This is a genomic window from Nocardiopsis sp. EMB25, assembly GCF_026797795.1.
Taxonomy (GTDB): Bacteria; Actinomycetota; Actinomycetes; order Streptosporangiales; family Streptosporangiaceae; genus Nocardiopsis; species Nocardiopsis lucentensis.
Genome location: NZ_JAMTDN010000001.1, coordinates 2,332,758 through 2,347,268 on the forward strand (window position 1 = coordinate 2,332,758; position 14,511 = coordinate 2,347,268).

19 protein-coding genes are annotated in these 14,511 nt (G+C 73.6%); 8 read left to right on the forward strand and 11 right to left on the reverse strand.

What is annotated here, in order from left to right; translation table 11 throughout:
- Positions 1–15: 15 nt before the first annotated feature.
- The 5 genes from KIK06_RS09995 to KIK06_RS10015 all read right to left on the reverse strand — a co-directional run bounded on the left by KIK06_RS09995 (position 16) and on the right by KIK06_RS10015 (position 3,056).
- A complete protein-coding gene (locus KIK06_RS09995) occupies positions 16–375 on the reverse strand; it encodes an MmcQ/YjbR family DNA-binding protein (RefSeq protein WP_268642945.1) in 360 nt (119 codons plus the stop codon).
- A gap of 54 nt (positions 376–429) precedes the next feature.
- Positions 430–600 carry a hypothetical protein gene (locus tag KIK06_RS10000; RefSeq protein ID WP_268642946.1) on the reverse strand — a complete coding sequence of 57 codons (171 nt, stop codon included), beginning with the start codon at positions 598–600 and terminating at the stop codon, positions 430–432.
- A 98-nt stretch (positions 601–698) separates the two neighbouring features.
- The gene (locus KIK06_RS10005) at positions 699–1,109 is read right to left on the reverse strand and encodes an SdpI family protein (protein ID WP_268642947.1); all 411 of its coding nucleotides are present in this window, start codon (positions 1,107–1,109) and stop codon (positions 699–701) included.
- A gap of 78 nt (positions 1,110–1,187) precedes the next feature.
- The gene (locus KIK06_RS10010; RefSeq protein ID WP_268642948.1) at positions 1,188–2,444 is read right to left on the reverse strand and encodes a hypothetical protein; all 1,257 of its coding nucleotides are present in this window, start codon (positions 2,442–2,444) and stop codon (positions 1,188–1,190) included.
- A 189-nt stretch (positions 2,445–2,633) separates the two neighbouring features.
- Positions 2,634–3,056: a YchJ family protein gene (locus KIK06_RS10015; RefSeq protein WP_268642949.1), complete on the reverse strand. Its 423-nt coding sequence runs from the start codon at positions 3,054–3,056 to the stop codon at positions 2,634–2,636.
- A gap of 230 nt (positions 3,057–3,286) precedes the next feature.
- On the opposite strand from KIK06_RS10015, the gene KIK06_RS10020 reads away from it, so the two are divergent.
- Positions 3,287–3,775 carry a hypothetical protein gene (locus KIK06_RS10020; protein WP_268642950.1) on the forward strand — a complete coding sequence of 163 codons (489 nt, stop codon included), beginning with the start codon at positions 3,287–3,289 and terminating at the stop codon, positions 3,773–3,775.
- A gap of 149 nt (positions 3,776–3,924) precedes the next feature.
- Positions 3,925–4,161, forward strand: a complete 237-nt coding sequence (locus KIK06_RS10025) for a hypothetical protein (protein WP_268642951.1) — start codon at positions 3,925–3,927, stop codon at positions 4,159–4,161.
- 96 nt (positions 4,162–4,257) lie between these two features.
- On the opposite strand, the gene KIK06_RS10030 is transcribed toward KIK06_RS10025, so the two are convergent.
- The 3 genes from KIK06_RS10030 to KIK06_RS10040 all read right to left on the reverse strand — a co-directional run bounded on the left by KIK06_RS10030 (position 4,258) and on the right by KIK06_RS10040 (position 5,668).
- Entirely contained in the window at positions 4,258–4,782 is a 525-nt protein-coding gene (locus KIK06_RS10030; RefSeq protein ID WP_268642952.1) for a DUF2201 family putative metallopeptidase, read from the reverse strand.
- Positions 4,763–4,972 carry a hypothetical protein gene (locus tag KIK06_RS10035; RefSeq protein ID WP_017599855.1) on the reverse strand — a complete coding sequence of 70 codons (210 nt, stop codon included), beginning with the start codon at positions 4,970–4,972 and terminating at the stop codon, positions 4,763–4,765. The genes KIK06_RS10030 and KIK06_RS10035 overlap by 20 nt, the downstream gene beginning before the upstream one ends.
- Positions 4,973–5,080: 108 nt before the next feature.
- Entirely contained in the window at positions 5,081–5,668 is a 588-nt protein-coding gene (locus KIK06_RS10040) for a hypothetical protein (protein WP_017599854.1), read from the reverse strand.
- A 114-nt stretch (positions 5,669–5,782) separates the two neighbouring features.
- Here KIK06_RS10040 and KIK06_RS10045 point away from each other — a divergent pair, with 114 nt between their 5' ends.
- Entirely contained in the window at positions 5,783–6,484 is a 702-nt protein-coding gene (locus KIK06_RS10045; protein WP_017599853.1) for a CPBP family intramembrane glutamic endopeptidase, read from the forward strand.
- A gap of 128 nt (positions 6,485–6,612) precedes the next feature.
- Here KIK06_RS10045 and KIK06_RS10050 read toward each other — a convergent pair whose 3' ends face one another.
- A complete protein-coding gene (locus KIK06_RS10050; RefSeq protein WP_026127824.1) occupies positions 6,613–6,933 on the reverse strand; it encodes a nucleotide pyrophosphohydrolase in 321 nt (106 codons plus the stop codon).
- Positions 6,934–7,022: 89 nt separating this feature from the next.
- On the opposite strand from KIK06_RS10050, the gene KIK06_RS10055 reads away from it, so the two are divergent.
- Both KIK06_RS10055 and KIK06_RS10060 read left to right on the forward strand, forming a co-directional pair.
- Entirely contained in the window at positions 7,023–7,328 is a 306-nt protein-coding gene (locus KIK06_RS10055; protein ID WP_268642953.1) for a SelT/SelW/SelH family protein, read from the forward strand.
- Between the two features lie 83 nt (positions 7,329–7,411).
- Complete coding sequence (locus tag KIK06_RS10060) at positions 7,412–10,006, forward strand: tetratricopeptide repeat protein (RefSeq protein ID WP_268642954.1); 2,595 nt, start codon at positions 7,412–7,414, stop codon at positions 10,004–10,006.
- Here the strand turns inward: KIK06_RS10060 and KIK06_RS10065 are convergent.
- Positions 10,003–11,208: a S1 RNA-binding domain-containing protein gene (locus KIK06_RS10065; protein ID WP_268642955.1), complete on the reverse strand. Its 1,206-nt coding sequence runs from the start codon at positions 11,206–11,208 to the stop codon at positions 10,003–10,005. The genes KIK06_RS10060 and KIK06_RS10065 overlap by 4 nt on opposite strands.
- A 225-nt stretch (positions 11,209–11,433) precedes the next feature.
- Between KIK06_RS10065 and KIK06_RS10070 the strand changes: the two genes are divergently transcribed.
- Positions 11,434–11,703, forward strand: coding sequence for a hypothetical protein (locus KIK06_RS10070; protein WP_268642956.1), 270 nt, complete (start codon positions 11,434–11,436; stop codon positions 11,701–11,703).
- Between the two features lie 52 nt (positions 11,704–11,755).
- Positions 11,756–12,112 carry a hypothetical protein gene (locus KIK06_RS10075; protein WP_268642957.1) on the forward strand — a complete coding sequence of 119 codons (357 nt, stop codon included), beginning with the start codon at positions 11,756–11,758 and terminating at the stop codon, positions 12,110–12,112.
- A 24-nt stretch (positions 12,113–12,136) separates the two neighbouring features.
- On the opposite strand, the gene KIK06_RS10080 is transcribed toward KIK06_RS10075, so the two are convergent.
- Positions 12,137–12,847, reverse strand: a complete 711-nt coding sequence (locus KIK06_RS10080; protein WP_268642958.1) for a TetR/AcrR family transcriptional regulator — start codon at positions 12,845–12,847, stop codon at positions 12,137–12,139.
- Between the two features lie 130 nt (positions 12,848–12,977).
- Between KIK06_RS10080 and KIK06_RS10085 the strand changes: the two genes are divergently transcribed.
- Complete coding sequence (locus tag KIK06_RS10085; protein ID WP_268642959.1) at positions 12,978–14,495, forward strand: APC family permease; 1,518 nt, start codon at positions 12,978–12,980, stop codon at positions 14,493–14,495.
- Positions 14,496–14,511: the final 16 nt, after the last annotated feature.

Sequence of the window (14,511 nt, forward strand, 5' to 3'; positions counted from 1 at the left end):
CGTTCGTGCCGCCGTTCAGGCCTCGACGAGGGACGCGGGTGTCGGCGGGGCGACGAGGAGTTCGTCGGGCGCCGTCAGGTACCAGGCTTCCAGGGTGAGCTCGCTGAGCTCGTCCAGGTCGATCCCGTCCAGGTGGACGACCACCCAGCCGAACCCGCCCGCGGTGAACTGCACCTCGAACACCTCGGGCCGCTCGGCCACGAGCGCGGCCTGCTCCAGCAGGGTCTGCTTCAACCCCACCGTGGCGGTGCGCGGCCACAGGTAGCCGAACGGCTTACCGCGCACACGGAACGTCGTGTACTGCTCCGATGTTCGCTGTTCGCATTCCGGCAGCGCCTTCACCAACCGCGCGAACCGCTCGATCTGCACACCCATGGGATGAGCCAACCACACACCACCGACACGGCGGTGTTCGGCTCCCCGCCGCGCTCAGCCGCCCGCGGGCTCGGTCCCCCTCTCCTCCAGCGGCTCGCCCAGCGGGCCGAGAACGGCCTCGGAGTCGCGGATCTCGGCGGGGTGGAGCCGGGGTTCCAGGATGTCCGGCGAGTCGGGTCGGGTGGCGCAGGACACGGTCCACGGCGGGCCAGGTGTCGGCCTCACCAGGGTCGAGCAGCCCGGACACGACGCTGGGACCGGCCTCGGGCGGGTCGCCCGACCACACCGTGCGGGCGCCGTCGCGGCCCCGGCCGGGGCCGCGCCTACCGTGCCGCCTCCTCAGAGACCGCCTTGGCCACCGTGTGGGCCTTGACCGTGCCGGTGATCAGCAGCGCCACCAGGGCGGTGTAACCCGCGGCGCCCACGGCCCAGGCGAGCGGCAAGGCGGAGTCGACCGCGATCGCCGCCAGGCAGGCCACGATCGTCACCAGTCCGGTGGCGTATCCGGCGCGCACCGCGGCCGTGAGCCAGGGCCCCGCCGCCCGGTGCCCCTCGTGCCAGGCGCGATCCGAGGCGAGAGTGGCCCGTGTCCGCAGGCCGATCAGGACGTTGCGCTCCAGAGCGCCCTTCGCGGAGGCGTTCTGGACGTGGTGCGCCGCGGCCGCGGCGACGATCAGTCCGAAACCCAGGATGGCGAGCCCGAGCGTCTCCTCCATGAATGCCCCTTCCGTCACACGGTCCGTCCTTCTGGAGCTCCGACGCCACCGACCGTGCCCGGGACCCCTCCTGGCCGGAAGCGGCCAGGCCGTCCCTCACATGAGTGAGGACACGAGGGGGCCGAACTCCTCGTCGGAGGCGTACAGCGCGACCGCCCCGGTCTCGTGGTCGATCTCCACCCCGACCTTGCGCAGGTCGGCGGGGGCGCCCGGTGGGCGGGTGCTCGAGGAGGGATGCCACCAGTAGAGCTGGGAGCTGATCGGCTCGCCAGCGTCGGCGATGAGGTGCCGGGCGATCTCCTGGAGGTTCTCCATGGCCGCGACGGGGTTTCCCCGCCCCAGTTCGTGCGCGATCACCACCTCGGGGGCGGGGAAGGCCACCAGTGCGCCGTGGGGTGCCTCGCCCAGGTGGCGGCCGAGGTCGTGGACGTGCGCCGCGACGTAGGGGTGCCTGCCGCCGATGAACACGAACCGGGCGCCGTCGATCTCGTGCGCGCTGATCTCCACGGGTTCGGCGAGCGAGGTGGCGACGGCCTCGGCGAAGATCTGGCCGTCGGGGCGGCCCGTGTCCTGATGGGCCTCGCGGGACAGGGGCCGCGGACCTTCCTCGCCGTCGACGACGACCGTCTGCCGCAGGCCCGGGACGACCTCGCGGGTCAGGAACCGGCCCGCGGCGCCCTCGGGGAACGCGGCGACCGGGTGGAGGCGGACGCGGAGCCGGTGGTGCTCCGACTCGGCCTCCTGGCGCGTGATCCGGGTGAGCCGGTCGGCGGAGGTCCGGGCGAAGTCGTCCGCGTACCAGGCGATCCACTCGGCCTGGAGGGCGTCCGCGACGGGGTCGTGGACGGCGGGGCCGAAGGCCGGGGCGGCGGAGTGGTCGGTTCCGGGGTCGGCCGGTGTACGGCTCGGAGCCGTCCTCCGGGCCTCGTCGAGCCGGTCGCGGAGCCAGTCGGGGAGGTACTCCTCGGTGCGGGGGTAGCGGGCGAGTTCCTGGGCGTAGGCGTGGGCGCCGTGCGGGTGATCCAGCCCGGGGTCGTCGTCGTGGTCGAAGTCGACGCTGAGCCGTCCCGAGCGGTGGACGGACAGCGCCATGGTGAGCCAGGTGCCCTTGCCCTCCAGGTAGCACGCGCTCTTGAGGCCGGTCACCGGTCCCTCCACACCCGCCGGGACCGGCTCGGAACGGATCCGCCCGTCCGCGCCCTGGACGGCGAGGACGTCGTCGATCAGGGGGCCGACCATGCGCGCGCGGTAGGTGAGCTGGTGCCATCCCTCGGGGATGGCCGTGACGAGGGCCCGACCGATGGCCTGGATGAGGTCATCCTGTTCGAGCAGACCGGGGGTGCGGAGGTCCATTCTCCGTGTCCGTTCCGTGGCGACGGGAAGATATAAGACCCCTTATACTTCATTGTGGAACTCCCCGCATCCGCCCTGACGCTCAGAGCGAGGGAGTTCGCAGTTCAGGCGCCCGATTATCGCCTTGGGCCCGCGCCGGGGCACCCTGGGTGAGGTCTCCTGGTCAGGCCGGGGACAGGGGGTAGGCGGTCAGTTCGGCAGGGCGTCGAGGTAGACCCAGGCCCCCTCGTGGCGCGTGAAGCGGCTGTGCTCGCGCAGCTCGCCCTCCCGGCCGCGCTCGCGGTACACCGCGCGGAACTCGACCGTGCCCTCGGTGTGGAAGGGGGTTCCGCCGGTGGCGCCGAGGATCTCCAGACCGACCCAGCGGGTGCGGGGATCGAGGTCGAGGCGGTCCGGCCGGGTGTCGGGGTGCCAGCTGCGCAGGAGGTAGGCCTCGTCGCCGACCGCGAAGGCGCTGTAGCGTGAACGCATCAGGTCCTCGGCGGTGGCGGCGGAGGCGGTCCCGGTGTGCAGGCGCCCGCAGCAGTCCTGGTAGGCGGCCTCCCGACCGCAGGGGCAGGGGTCGGTGGCGCGGAGGCGGGACGGCTGGGTGCGGGGGCTGCGCTGCGACATCCCCCCATTCAAACACGCGCCCCGGGCCTGACGCGTGATCACCGGATGCCGTCGGAGGAGGGCGACGCCGGTGGAACCTCCCCTTGAGGGGACGGCCCCCGAGCGCCGGACGGAGGGCGGCCACCGGTCGACCGGACCGCCTCGGCGGGAGCCCGACAGGAGGCGGTATCGTCCGCTCGGAGCCCACGGGCGCAGCCCTCACCTCCGCACCCCACCCCCAGAGGACCCTCGTGACGAGACTCCTGCACTACGCCCCCCACCTCTTCTACGTGTTCACGGTCGTGGCGGGGACAGCCGTCTGGCTCCCCCCGGGGGAGTGGATGTGGGCACTGGTCGCCTTGGCCGTGGTCACCACCGCCGGGGTCGTCCTCGACGGGGTCCTGCACCGGGGTCAGCTGTGCGAGCGGTGCGCCGCCAAGGTGCCACTGGACGCCGGCCGACTCGCCGAACGGTACGAGCGCCTCTTCCTGGCCTGGCACTGGATGTGCGACACGCTGTGGCGATGGCCGCTCATCCTCGTCATCGTGATCGCGGGCACCTGGCCCCTCCCCCAGGCCGTCGCCATCACCGTCCAGCTCGTGCTGACGCTCGCGTTCGTCTGGACGGGAGACCAGCACATGCGGCTGCGCCCGTGGTGTCCCTACTGCGAGTGGGACGACGGCGGCGAGCACGAGGAGTCCCCCGTGGAGGAACCGCCCGCACCGACCGTGGGCAGGTGAGACCGCGGAGCCCGACGGAGGCGGCGCATCCGACGACGAGGTACCGAGCACGGGCGGCCCGCGTCCCGGCAGGGCGAATCGGACGGCTGGCCACAACAGGCCACCGGAGAACACCTCGACGGCCGTCCGGGCTCCCTAGAGTTCGGGGCATGGACACCACCGAACTCACCCATCTCATCGACCGCCTCCGCGACATCCCCGACCCCGTCGAGCGCACCAAGACCGCCGCCGCCCTCATCGACGCGCTCAAGGACGCGCAGACCCGGGCCAAGGCCGTCCGCGCCGACGCCACCGCGGAACTGCGGGAGGGGCGGACGCTGCGCCAGGTCGGTGAGCTGCTCGGGGTGACCCCCGCACGCGTCGACCAGATCCTGCGCGGCACGTAGGCGCGCAAGGCCCGGGGCCGCACCGGCGCGGACCGCCCGAGGCACCGGCGGGTCCCGCCCCCCAGCGGCCCCGACGACGGACGCCGGGCGGCGCCGTCAGCCGCCGGGCAGGGTGCCCCGAGAGCGCTGGTGGGCGCGCATGGCCTCGGCGGGGGCGCGCCGGAGCGCGTCGGCCTCCACCCCTGTGACACCGCCCGCCGCGGTGCCGTCCTCCCAGCCGGAGGGGTGCCCGTGGACTCCGGACCCGCGGTCGAGGCGGTGGCCTGTCTCGGGCAGGCGCGGCAGGCACTCCTCGAACAGCAGCCCCTCGGGCAGGTCGAGGGTGCTGGGCAGGACCGCCCCGGAGGGCAGGTCGAGGCCGTCGGCGACCAGGTCGTCGTTGATCTCGCAGTCATGGGCGATGTTGGCGCGCAGCGGGTCGGCCCAGCGGACGGCCCGGAACCGGTCGGCGCGTCCGTGGTGGTCGCGCAGCAGGTGGGACACCTCGTGGATCCACGCCCCGCGAGTTCGGGCACGGGGGCCGGGCGCTGGCGGCGCGGTACCGGGAGGCGAGCAGCTTGGCGCGGTCCAGGTCGGCGGCTCGGCCGGTCGTTGCCACCGGTCAGCCCCGCGTGAGCGCACCGGACAGCCGGGGCGGGTCGAGGAAGGCGTCGATCCCCTCCGGGACCGGCCAGGCGGTGTCGCGCAGGGCCGCCAGGTCGGCGAGCGCGGTGGCCCCGTCCGCGTCGATCCGGTTGCAGCCCAGGTAGAGGGTGTGCAGGCCGTGCCCAGGGGTGAGCGCGTCGGCGAGGGCGCTCGCGCCGCGGGCCACCCGAAACGGCTCCCGGGGCCCGCGCCGCCCCAGGTCGAAGCCGCCGGATCGGGTTCCGGGAGGACCGGCGCGGGAGGTTCGCGCCGTGACGGGGGCGGAGGGAGCGGGCTACACCAGGCCCTCGACCTCCTCGCGCAGGAGCGCGCCGGCGCGCAGGAACGCCGCCGCCGAGGCGAGGCCGAGGCCGAGGAGGAGCGAGGCGACCGGAAGCTCGACGACCGGTTCCAGCGCGAAGCCGCCGACAAGGGACGGGACGGCGCCGCCCACGATCATGTGGGAGCCGACCGCCCGCAGTGCGGCCGCAAGGACGCCGCCGACCAGGGTGACGGCGGCGCACACGCCGATGCGGCGCGCGTTCACGGCGCTGAAGGGCTCGCCGGTCCGCAGTGACCGCACGACACGCAGCAGCAGCGTTGCGACGAACACGATCTGCGCGGCGACGATGAGCGACGGCGCCATCGCCCACACGCGTTCGACGACGGTCGGGGCGGTGACCGTCAGCTCGGCCGTGACCGCCCCGGTGAACTCGAATCCGTCACCGGAGGGCGGAGGCACCGCGGCGGCCGGGACCTCGACGGGCACGACGAGGTTGTCCGCCGCCAGGGTTCCGACGGCGGCGAAGAGGGCCAGGCCCACTCCCAGGACGATCGCCACGAGAGCCACCCACTCGGACGCGCGTTGACGTACGGCACTCACTTGGTCTCCCCACACTCAGACGTACGACCTATCGACAATCGATAAGCTCTTGCCTTAGTTTATCGATTGTCGATAAAAACGCCAGTCGCCCACCCCTGAGCCCCGGAGACTCCCTTGACCGACCCGACACCACCCCCCGCCCCCGTCCGCGCGTCAGCGCTCTTCCTCGTCGGCGCGATCGTCTGCTTCGTGCTTCCGCCGCTGACCCTCGGACTGCTGGTCCAGGGGTCGCCACCGCCCCTGGCCCTGGTCGCGGTGGCCCTCGTCGAACTCGCCTCGGCGGGCGCACTCGTCGCCTGGTGGCTGCGACGGAGGTCCCTGTCCCCCGCCGATGTCGGCCTCACCTCGCGGCACTGGTTCCGGGACGCGCTCCTGGGTGCCGCGACCGTGCCTCCGCGTCTGCTCATCGAGTTCGGCGTGCTGATCCCGATGGCCGGGGGCGCCCACAACCCGGAGGTCCAGGAGGTCCTCACCAACGCCTCCGCGGGCGTCGCGGCCCTGGCCGCGACACTCGTCCTCGGCGTGGTCGGTGGCGGCCTGGCCGAGGAGCTCTACTTCCGCGGCTTCCTCATGGGCGCGCTGCCCAAGGCCTTCGTCCACCGGCGGGCGGCCCTGTACGGGGCGGCGGCGGTGTCCGTCCTGCTGTTCGCGGCCCTGCACCTGCCCACCTCGGCCCCCGACGTCGCCGCCATCGTCCTCGCCAGCCTGGTCTACACCGCCCTCTTCCTGCTGACACGCCGTCTCACGGCGACCGTGGTCGCCCACTCGCTGTGGAACGCCACGACCTTGCTCACCGTGGTGGCCGTCTACGGGTGACGGACCGGCCCGGGGGAAGGGCCGCGCCCTCACACAAGGCCCCGAACCGGCCCGGACCCGGTGCGGGCGGCACGCCGCGACCGCGTGCCGCCCTCCTCGCGGTCCCCGGCGCGTCGCGGCCCGACGCATCAGGCGCGCGGGACCGGGAAGCGGTGCTCGTTGATCGCGACCTTCTCCCGGACGGCCGCGTCCAGGTCGACCCCGAGCACGTCGGCCAGGCGCAGCAGGTAGCAGAACACGTCCGCCATCTCCTGGCGCACCGCCGCCGCCTTGTCCGGGTCGGCCATGACCGCCTCGGACTCCTCCGCGGTCAGCCACTGGAACTCGGCGACCAGTTCACCGGCCTCTCCCGCCAGGGCCATCGCCAGGTTCTTGGGCGTGTGGAAGGGACCCCAGTCCCGCGCCTCGGCGAACCTGTCCAGCAACTCCTGCAACGATACGACGCTCATGGGACCGGTCTACCAGAGGCCGGGAGGAGCACGTGTCGGTCCCGGGGCGGCCGTGGGCCCGGGGCGCCCGGCGTGGCATCCTGGGACGCATGGTGGACAAGCGGCCGCGGCTGGAGATCGAGTACTGCACACAGTGCCGGTGGCTTCCCAGGGCGACCTGGATGGCACAGGAACTGCTGACGACGTTCGAGGGGGACCTGGGCGAGGTCGCGCTCGTCCCCGGGACCGGCGGCGTGTTCGAGGTGCGGCTGGACGGGGAGAGCGTGTGGTCGCGCAAGACCGACGCGGCCTTCACCGACGCGGCCGAGCTCAAGCGGCTCATCCGCGACCGGATCGCCCCCGACCGCGCGCTCGGCCACTCCGAGCGGAAGCCGGAGGAGGAGTCGGACCGGTGACCGCCACCGGGTGGCCGCTACCGGCCAGCCCCATCGGCCTCCGGACCTGACAACTCGGGCGTTCTCCCGCCACACTGACCGTCATGACACGCACACGGTGGATCGTGGCCGGGCTCGCCACGACGGTGATCCTGGCGACCGCGGCGGTCCTGTACTGGTCGGGCGGCGACGCCGTCGCGGGAACCGAGGGCGCGGCCGCGCCCTGGGGCGCAGCCCTGATCGCCGCCCTGACGGTGCTCCTGGTCGTCGCCGGGCGGATCGTGGAGCGGTCGTCGGGGAAACGAAGACCGAGCGCGGCCCGGCATCCGGTTCCGGCCGAGACCACGGAGCCGACCCAGACGGTCGACGGATCCCAGGCGACGGCCAACGCCGTCACCGGGGGTGTCAGCGGGAGCACCCTCATCCAGGGCGGCACGCTCACCTTCCACCAACCCACGCACCACACGGTCATCGACACCCAGGTCGTCCACGCCCCGGAGCCCGAACCGGCCTGGCCCATGGTCGTCGGAGTCCTGCCGAACGAGGCCGACCACTTCCAGCACCGCTCCCTCACCGACCGGCTCACCCGGTCGTCGCGGGACCACCCCACCGTGGTGCTCGGACAGGTCCTGTCCGGGATGGGCGGTGTCGGCAAGACCCAGCTGGCCGCCCACCACGCCCGGGCGCTGCTCCGGCGGGAGGAGGTGGATCTGGTGGTGTGGGCGCCCGCGGCCGAGCGGGCCACGATCCTGCGGGCCTACGCCGACGCCGCCCACCGGATCCTCCACTCCCCCGCGGACGAGGACCCCGAACACGCGGCGCGCCGGTTCCTGACCTGGCTCCAGACCACCGACCAGCGCTGGCTGGTGGTCCTGGACAACCTGGACGTCCCCGAGCACGTGCGCGGCCTGTGGCCGACCACCAGCGCTCCGGCCGCCGCCGACACGGCCGGGCCCCGGGGACGACTGGTGGTCACCACCCGCCGCACCGACACCGCCCTGGCGGGCAGGGGGCGCGCGTTCATCGACGTCGGCGTCTACACACCGGACGAGTCCCTCACCTACCTCGCCACCGCGCTCGACGACCTGCCCCTCGCCCCCGACCAGGCCGACCTGACGGCGCTGGCCGAGGACCTGGGACACCTGCCGCTGGCCCTGTCCCACGCGGCCGCCTACATCCGCGACCGCAGGGGCGGCATGACGTGCGCGTCCTACCGCGCGCTGTTCCGGGACCGGCGCGGCGCCCTGGACCGGCTGTTCCCGGAGGAGGAGAGCCTGCCCGACGACTACGCGCGCACCGTGGCCACCACCTGGGCGGTCTCCGTCGAGCACGCGAACACGCTCACCCCGCGCGGGCTCGCCCTGCCGATGATGCGGCTGGTCAGCCTGCTGGACCCCACGGGAATCCCCGTCGCGGCGCTGACGTCCTCCCCCGTCCTCGACCACCTCCGCCGCGCCCGCCCCGAGGAGCCGGGTCCGACCTCGCGGGACGCCGACGACGCGCTGTCCGCGCTGGCCCGGCTCCACCTGGTCACCCGGTCCGGGTTCGGGGACGACGCCCTGGTCGGAGCGCACCGGCTCGTGCAGCGCGCCACGCGTGAGCGGCGGGCGACGCGGCCCGACCGGGACACCGTCCGCGCGGCCGCCGACGCGCTCCTGTCGGTATGGGAGCCGAGCGTCCACGCGACCGGCCTCGGGCAGCGGCTGCGGTCCAACACCACGGCGCTGGCCGAGCACGAACGGGGCTGGCTGTGGGACGGGGGCGCCCACCCCCTGCTGGTCCGTCTCGGACAGAGTCTGGGCAAGGCGGGCGCGCTCTCCCAGGCGGTGGCCCACTGCGAGGAACTGGCCGACACGGCCGACGCGCGCCTGGGGGCCGAACACCCGGACACCCTGGCCGCGCGCCACGACATCCTCCTCTGGCGCGGCCTGTCGGGCGAGGTGCGCCACGCCGCCGAGGGTTTCGGGGCGCTGGCCGGCACCATGACGCGGGTGCTCGGCGCGCGGCACCCGCAGACGCTCAGGTCCCGGGTCCAGGCGGCACGCTGGCGCTCCCGGGCGGGCGACCCGCGGGGCGCGGTCGCCGACTTCGAGGACATCGTGCCCGTGCAGACGCGGGTGCTCGGCGCGGACCATCCCGACGTCCTCAGCACCCGTGCGCACCTCGCCTCCGCCCGGGGCAGGGCGGGTGACGCGGAGGGCGCGGTGGAGTCCTTCCGGGCGGTGCTCGCCGACGAACTGCCGCTGCTCGGCGCCGAGCACCCCAGCGCGATGGTCACACGCAACCAGGTCGCCCGTTGGCTGGGAAGGGCCGGCGACCCCCGCGGAGCCATCCGGGACCTGGAGGCCCTCCTGCCCGACCAGCTGCGCGTCCTCGGACCGGACCACCCCGACACGCTCACCACCCGCGGCCAGATCGCGGCGTGGAAGGGTGTGGTCGGAGAGTACGCCGAAGCCGTCGCCGAACTCGAGGCACACCTCGCCGACCAACTGCGCGCTCTGGGTCCGGACCACCCGCACGTGTTCACGACCCGGAACAGCCTGGCCCGGTTCCGCGGCGAGGCCGGCGACCCCGCCCGCGCGGTCGAGGAGCTGACGGCGCTGCTGCCGGACCAGATCCGCGTCATGGGCCCCGACCACCCGAAGACGCGGGAGGTCGAAGAGCACCTGGAGGCCTGGCGGAGGCGGGCCGAACGCTAGGGAAGCCCGAGGGTCAGGGACACGCGTTCGCGGACCATGTCCACGTCCAGGATCCTGGCGGTGACCTCCTGCCCCACGGAGACCACGTCGGTCGGGGCGTCGAAGGGGCGGGAGGACAGCTCAGGCAGGTTGATCATCGCGGTGCACCCGCCGAGGTCCACGAACATGACCCCGAAGTCGGCGATGCGCGCGACCGTGCCGGTGACGAGCCGTCCGCGCTCCAGGGTCCGCATGAACGTCCAGGCGCGGTCGCTGTCGGCGGGTTCGGTCCGCCAGCGGGCGCGCAGCACGCCGTCGGGGTCGGGCAGGACCGCGGTGAGGAGGGGGCGGCGTTGGCCGACGTGGTCGGACAGGACCATGGCGCCGCGCGCGCCCGACAACAGCGCGGCCAGCGCCCGGTGGTCGGGCCCGTCGAACTCCTCGCTCCTGAGCCGACCGTGCGCGTCCTCCCAGACGAGTTCCACGGGGTCCTCCTCGGGCAGTGCCGCCAGGACCCCGTCGACGTCGTCGGCCAGCGGCGGCCACACGGTCAGCCGCGCCCGGGGTGCCAGGCGGGCGCGCACGTCGGCCGCGGTCTCGCGGGTCACCCGGTGCCAGCGGGTGGCGTTGCCGACGAACTCCTCTTCCAGGAGCACACCGCGGCCGTGGCCGAGGTGGTCCAGGCGCGCCCAGAAGGTGGCGTCGGCCGGACGCCGCTCTTCCGGTTCGTCGCCGGAGTCGAAGAAGACGTCGTCGGGTGAGACGTCCATCGGTTCGGGGAAGAGTCCGAGTCCGCGGGTGCGGGCCACCGCCTCGTGGCAGGGTTCCCGGCTGCCGACGTACACGTACAGGTCCCCACTCACGTGGACGGCGAACGTGTCCTCGACCTCCAGTTGGCACCAGAACGCCTCGTCGCCCCGGAGCATGGTCCGGACCAGTTCCAGCCCGACAGAGAGCGGGACGGTCGTACCGTCGTGGAAGCCGACCAGGGCGGACGGAAAGAGCCGCGCGATCGCGGCGGGCGTGGAAGCACCACCGAACAGCGGTTCCCGGACCTCCAGGTGATCGACCCCGCTGTCCCGGGCGAAGGCGGCGATCGCGTCCAGGTAGGCGGCCTCGATCGGCCCGTAGTCGCTGTCGACGTTCTCGGAACCGACGTGGTGGCCGTTGGCGTCACGGGCGGCGGGATCGTACTTCGTGACTCGGTGGACGTGGAGCGGCACGCGGTTCCCTTCGTGTGTTGGCGGGGCGAGGACTCCAAACGCGCCTCACCGCACGGCCCGGCGCTCGGATAGGATCGCGGAGCGCACGCCGCGAGTCGACCGAAGGGTGCACGGCGCTGACTCCACGGTTTTCGACCCTCGCCCCTCTTACCGGAGGCACTGCCTCTGGCGGAGCCTGCGCGGAATCCGGACCCCAGCCCCACGACACTCCTGCAGTACCTCTTGGTGGTCGCGGTCGGGCTGTTCGCCTGCAGGGTCGCGTGGGGCCTGGCCGACCTGGTCGTCTCGGTCCTGAGACACCGCGCTGAGCGCGTGTGGCCCGCGCCCGGCCGAACGGTCGGCCCCCGTGCCCGGCCCGAACCCGACCGCCCGGGAGGCGGCGTCCACCGGAACGAGGTCCGCGGGGACGTGAGCGGCATTGTCGTCCAGGCGGAGCACATCGGTCGGGTCCACATCCACGCCCCGCCGCCCGACCGCACCGGCGCGGACATCTGACCCCCGCGGGCGGGGGCGTCAACCGCGCTCCCCGGTGGCGCGTCGGTACGGTGTGAGTGACACGGACACCTCCCCGACCACGGGATCAACGCCGAGCCGACCGTCACGCGTGCTGCGCGTGCTCGCCGTGGTCCACCTGGGCCTGATGCTGCTCGGGCTCCCCTGCCTCGGCCTCCTCTCGCTGTTGCACCTGTTGCTGCCGTACTCGGGGCAGACCGCCTCCGGCTACCTCGGCGTGATCGGTGTCATCGTGGGCCTGTGGGCGCTCGGCTCCTGCGTGGGCTGGTGGTTGATGCGCGCCCTGGAGGTGGACGGGGCGCCGAGGTACGCGTTGTCCGCCCTGTTCGTCGGCACGGCCGTGATCGTGGCGCCGCACGTGGTGTCGGTCGTCGGGGGCATCGCGGGCTGACCGCTTCGGCCCCGGCGGTCCTCACTACCCGCGGGTGTGGACCGACAGGCGCGCCTCGGCCGCCGCCAGCAGCATGGTCAGCGCCGTCGGGTAGGCGCTGCCCCTCATCGTGGCCGCCAGCAGCGGGACGGTCGCGGCGATGTTCGGGTGCGTCTCCTCCGGCAGCGCGGCGTAGGTCGTGTCCCACACCCTGGCCTCCGCCTCGTGGGCGGACGGGGGCAGCGCCGCGTTCGCCGCGTCCAGGGCGGCGAAGCCCAGGGCCTGGTCGACGAACGCGTGGTAGATCCGCACGGCCTCCGCGTCGGGGAAACCCGCCCCGCGCAGCAGCCCGAGCGCCGTCTCCACCGCCCGGATCTCGTGCGCGCGCCCGGTCACCCGGCACGCGCTCAGCACGGTCGCCTGCGGGTGCGCCAGGGCGCCCTCGTGCAGTCGAATCCCCAGTTCATACAGGTCGGAGCGCCATTCGCCGGTGGGCCGCCAGTCCCGCAGGGTGCGGCCGATCAGCTCGTCGGCCACGGCCAGCAGCAGGTCGTCGGCGCTGCGGAAGTAACGGTACAGGCTGCTGGGGTCCGCTCCCAGGGCGATGCCCAGACGCCGCACGGTCAGGGCGTCGGCGCCGTGTTCTCTGACCAGGTGCAGGGCCGTTCGGACGATCAGCTCCTCCGACAGGACGACCCCCCGTTTCGTGGGCCGCCTCCTTCGCCGTGCCCCGGGCGGTACCACGCGGTCGCTCATCGGTTCCTCCGCACGTCATGGCCTCGGTGTTCTGCGGGGGAGCTTATGACAACACCATTGACCTGCCAAGGGGGTGACGTGTTGCATATCCGTTCACCGGGCCGACATCCCCCAGCGAACGGAGCCGACCATGACGTCCACCCCGCCGCCCACCTCCGCGGTCCCGCCGCCCACCGCCTCCGGTACGCCCCTGCGCAGATCCATCGGCGTCCTGGACGGCGTCGCGATCGCGGCGTCCAGCACGGCGGCCACCACGAGCATCGGCATCGGCCTCACCGCGATGGCCATGGTGGTGGGCCCCCACCTGCCCGCGATCCTGCTGTTGGGCTTCCTTCCCGTCCTGTGCGTCGCCGGGGCCTACACGCGGCTCAACCGGGTCGAACCGAACGCGGGCAACACCTACGTCTGGGTCGGCCGCTCCCTCAACCCCTGGCTGGGCTTCCTCTCCGGGTGGACGATGATCGTCGCCACCGTGGCCTTCCTCGCCTACACCACGGCCGTGACGGGGTCCGCGATCCTGCAGACCGTCCGCATGGCGGGCGTGGAGGCCGTCGCCGGGCTGGTCCTGGACCCGGGGTCGACGGCCCAGTCGGTCCTGGTGGGCGGCGCCGTGCTCGCCGGGGTCACCCTGACCGCGGTCACCGGTCTGCGCTCCGCGGCCCGGTTCCAGGGCGCGCTCCTGGTCTTCGAGTACGCGGTCCTGCTCGGGTTCCTCGGCTACGGCCTCGCCGTCGGCCCGAACCCCTTCAGCCTCGACTGGTTCAACCCGTTCGCCCTCCCCTCCCCGACGGTCCTGGCGCAGGGGCTGCTGCTGTCGGTGTTCTGCTACTGGGGCTTCGAGGCCGCGTTCAGCGTCAGCGAGGAGGTCCGCGAACCGGGCGACGCCTCGCGGGCCGGACTGCTCACCCTGTTCTCCACGCTCGGCCTGTTCCTGTTCGGCTCGGTGGCCTTCCAGCGCGTGCTCAGCGAGGACGAACTCACCGCAAGCGGGCCCGAGGGGCTCGCCGTCTTCGCCGGGCACCTGGCCGACCAGCCGCTGACCGCGCTGCCCCTGGTGGCCCTGATGTTCTCCGCCGTCGCCTCGCTCCAGTCCGGCGTGATCCCCACCGCGCGCGGCATGTTCGCCATGAGCCGGGACCGCACCCTGGGCCCGCTGTGGTCGCGGGTCAGCCCGCGCTTTGGCACACCGGCGGCGGGGACCCTGGTGCTGGGCGCCGTCGCGGCGGGCGTGGCCGTCCTGTCGCTGGTGATCCCCCGGCTGGTGGACGTGATCGTGGCGACGGTCAACTCGGTGGGGATCCTCGTCGCCCTGGTCTACGTCCTGACCGCGCTGGCGGCCGCGACGCGGTTCCGCGGGCTGCTGCGGGAGTCACCGTGGGCGGGGGTCCGCGCGGTGGTCCTCCCACTGGTGGGCGCCTCGGTGGTCCTCGGCATCACCGGTTACCTGTGCTGGACCTACGCCACCTCCACGGACCGCTTCGCGGTGCACCCCGACAACGGCTGGTTCCTGCTGTCGATCCCGGCGGTGATGATCGCGTCCGGGATCGCGACCGGCGCCTGGGCCCGCTGGGTGCGCCGCTCCCCCTACTTCCTCCGCGACGCGGGCACCGCCCCGTCGGAGGAGCCCGCCCCGTCCCCCTCCCGCTGACGACCGAAGGAAGCAG

What these genes read in the sequence shown, in the direction of transcription:
- KIK06_RS10055 (WP_268642953.1), top strand. Translation starts at nt 7,023, where the DNA reads ATGGTGGACAAGCGGCCGCGGCTGGAGATCGAGTACTGCACACAGTGC.
- KIK06_RS10025 (WP_268642951.1), top strand. Translation starts at nt 3,925, where the DNA reads ATGGACACCACCGAACTCACCCATCTCATCGACCGCCTCCGCGACATC.
- KIK06_RS10080 (WP_268642958.1), bottom strand. Translation starts at nt 12,847, where the DNA reads ATGAGCGACCGCGTGGTACCGCCCGGGGCACGGCGAAGGAGGCGGCCC.
- KIK06_RS09995 (WP_268642945.1), bottom strand. Translation starts at nt 375, where the DNA reads ATGGGTGTGCAGATCGAGCGGTTCGCGCGGTTGGTGAAGGCGCTGCCG.
- KIK06_RS10060 (WP_268642954.1), top strand. Translation starts at nt 7,412, where the DNA reads ATGACACGCACACGGTGGATCGTGGCCGGGCTCGCCACGACGGTGATC.
- KIK06_RS10010 (WP_268642948.1), bottom strand. Translation starts at nt 2,444, where the DNA reads ATGGACCTCCGCACCCCCGGTCTGCTCGAACAGGATGACCTCATCCAG.
- KIK06_RS10085 (WP_268642959.1), top strand. Translation starts at nt 12,978, where the DNA reads ATGACGTCCACCCCGCCGCCCACCTCCGCGGTCCCGCCGCCCACCGCC.
- KIK06_RS10015 (WP_268642949.1), bottom strand. Translation starts at nt 3,056, where the DNA reads ATGTCGCAGCGCAGCCCCCGCACCCAGCCGTCCCGCCTCCGCGCCACC.
- KIK06_RS10050 (WP_026127824.1), bottom strand. Translation starts at nt 6,933, where the DNA reads ATGAGCGTCGTATCGTTGCAGGAGTTGCTGGACAGGTTCGCCGAGGCG.